The following is a 2,228-nucleotide window of genomic DNA, read 5'->3' as shown; positions in this document are numbered from 1 at the left end:
AACCTCACGGTCTGCCGGCGTGGCCCGCCCGCCGCGGCGCGCGTCAGCGGCGCGGCGACATGGCCCGACAGGCGCACGAGGTTCGCCGCCACGTCCGCGCCCGGCTGCACCAGCAGCGCGTCGCCGCGCCTCAGCGTCGATCCCGGCGCGAGTTCCGAGTAGGATCTCCGCCCGCCGGCATCGTTCTGCTGCACCAGCAGCCGGTTGCCGCCGGCCCGCAGCGTGCCGCCGGCCAGCGCCAGCATGTCGGCCAGCGGCACGGCCGCGGTCCGTGGCGGCAGCTCGTAGATCGCCGGCCGCGCCACGTCGCCGGCGACCGCGACCGTGCCGCCGACAGGCGGGACGATGATGCGTTCCCCCTCGCGCAGCGCCAGGTCCACATCGCCCGGGGCGTCGGCGATGACGGCATAGAGGTCGATGGTCCGCCGCCCGCGCGGCCCCTCGATGCGGATGGCACGCAGCGAACCTGTCTTCCGTACGCCCCCCGCGGCCGAGAGCGCATCGAGCACCGAGGCGAGCGCGTTCAGCCCATGGAAGCCGGGCCGCAGCACCTCGCCCGCCACCAGCACGTTCATCTGCCGGACCTGGCCGATCGAGACGAAGACCTCCGAGCCCGACAGGTCGCGCGCTGCCCGCGCCTCGAGGTCTGCTCGCAGCGCGGCGAGGGTGCGCCCAGCCGCCGGCGCGGGCGGCATGTCCGGCAGCAGCAACGCACCGTCGCGGCCCACGCGAAGGGTGAGCGTCTGCCGCGCGCGCCCACGAAAGGCGAGGATCACCTCGTCATCGGGGCCGAGGACGTAATCGTCCGGCAGGGCGCCGAAGGCGGGCGCCGTGGCGGGGCCGTGGCGGAAGGTGTCGTAGCCGAACTGCCGCAGCGGCGGCCCTTCCAGCCGCGCGGCGAAGAAGGATTCGGCGGCGGAGAGCGGGTCCTCGGCATGAGACGGCGTAGATGCGGCAGGGGGCATGGACGCGGGCGGCGCCACGGCGCGGGGCAGGCCGGGTGGCGGGCCGCGCGAGGCGCCCGCATCGAGCAGCCTCTGCAGCGCCTCCCCGGGCGTGCCCGGCGGAAGGCCCGGCAATGGGCCGGACGAGGCCACCGCCGGGGGCAGGCTCGGCGGGGCGAGCAGTGGCGACGGCCCGGTCTGCGCCAGCGCCGGCATTGCGGCGACGACGATCGCGACCAGCGCTGCCAGAAGGCTCCAGGACGAGGGGATGGGACCTCTGCTCGGGCGGTGCGGCACGGGCCTTCTATCGTCTGGCGGTAGGATTCATTCCTGATATACAACTGTTCCGATATCGTGACCATGTCCAGACATCGGACCCCGGCCGCGCCTGCCGCCCCGGCCGAACGCGGCCGGGCCGTGGACGGCTGGCCAAGACCCCTGCTTCTGGCCGACGCCGCCTGGCGGCTCGGCCCGCGACCGGTCGGGCTGCTGCTGTGGCATCGGGCCCGGATCGCGACGGGGCTGGCTGCCGGGGCGCTCCGCCCGAACGGGGATGTTCCGCCGGGACGGTTGCTTCCGCAGGAGGTTCCGCCGGCGCGCGCGCAGGGCGATGCCGCCGCACTCGCCGCCGCGGCGGAGGCCGCGACCGAAGGCGGCTGGCACGGGCCCTTCGACGCAACGACGCAGTCGTTCGCGCTCGACCTCCACGGGGCCAACGACATCCGCCCTGTCTGGGAACGCCATCGGCTCGCAGCGCTGCCCTGGCTCGCCATGGCGGCGCGGATCGCGCCGAACGCGGGGCACCTCGCGGCGGCGGAGGCGCTGCTCGCCGGCTGGGTCGCTGCCAACCCGGCGTTCCGCGGCCCCGCCTGGGCCTGCGGCCAGGAAGCCGCGCTCCGCGCGCTGCATCTGGCGCTGATGCTGGCGCTGCTGGACGCCGACCGCCACCCACCGCCGGCGATGCGCGCAGTGCTCGCGCTGCATGCGCGCCGAATCGCCGCGACGCGCGCCTATGCCATGGCGCAGGACAATAACCATGCGGTGAGCGAGCCTGCCGGCCTGTTCGTCATCGGCCTGCTGCTGCGGGACGCGGCGCTGGCGGCACGCGGCGCACGGGACCTTGCACGCGCCCTCGCGCGGCTGGTCGCAACTGACGGCGCCTTCGCGCAGGCCTCGCCCGCCTATCACCGCCTGCTGCTGGACACGCTCGCGCTGGCGGAGTGGTTCCGCCGGCGCCATGCCGCGCCGCCCTTCGCCGCGCCCTTCGCCGCGCGCGCCGCGGCC

Annotated in this window: 1 protein-coding gene and 1 pseudogene; one reads left to right on the top strand and one right to left on the bottom strand. The window is 75.8% G+C overall.

Translation table 11 applies throughout. The features are described 5' to 3' along the window. Nucleotides 1–1,241 (bottom strand): SLBB domain-containing protein (locus HW577_RS23970; RefSeq protein WP_332837802.1); only part of this gene is annotated, 1,241 nt, incomplete at its 3' end. A gap of 120 nt (nt 1,242–1,361) precedes the next feature. Here HW577_RS23970 and HW577_RS23965 point away from each other — a divergent pair. Next, nucleotides 1,362–2,228 (top strand): annotated as a pseudogene (locus HW577_RS23965) (heparinase); the annotation flags it as partial.

Source organism: Neoroseomonas rubea (genome assembly GCF_016106015.1).
GTDB classification, from domain to species: domain Bacteria; phylum Pseudomonadota; class Alphaproteobacteria; order Acetobacterales; family Acetobacteraceae; genus Neoroseomonas; species Neoroseomonas rubea.
This window is presented reverse-complemented; position numbering and strand designations above follow the sequence as displayed.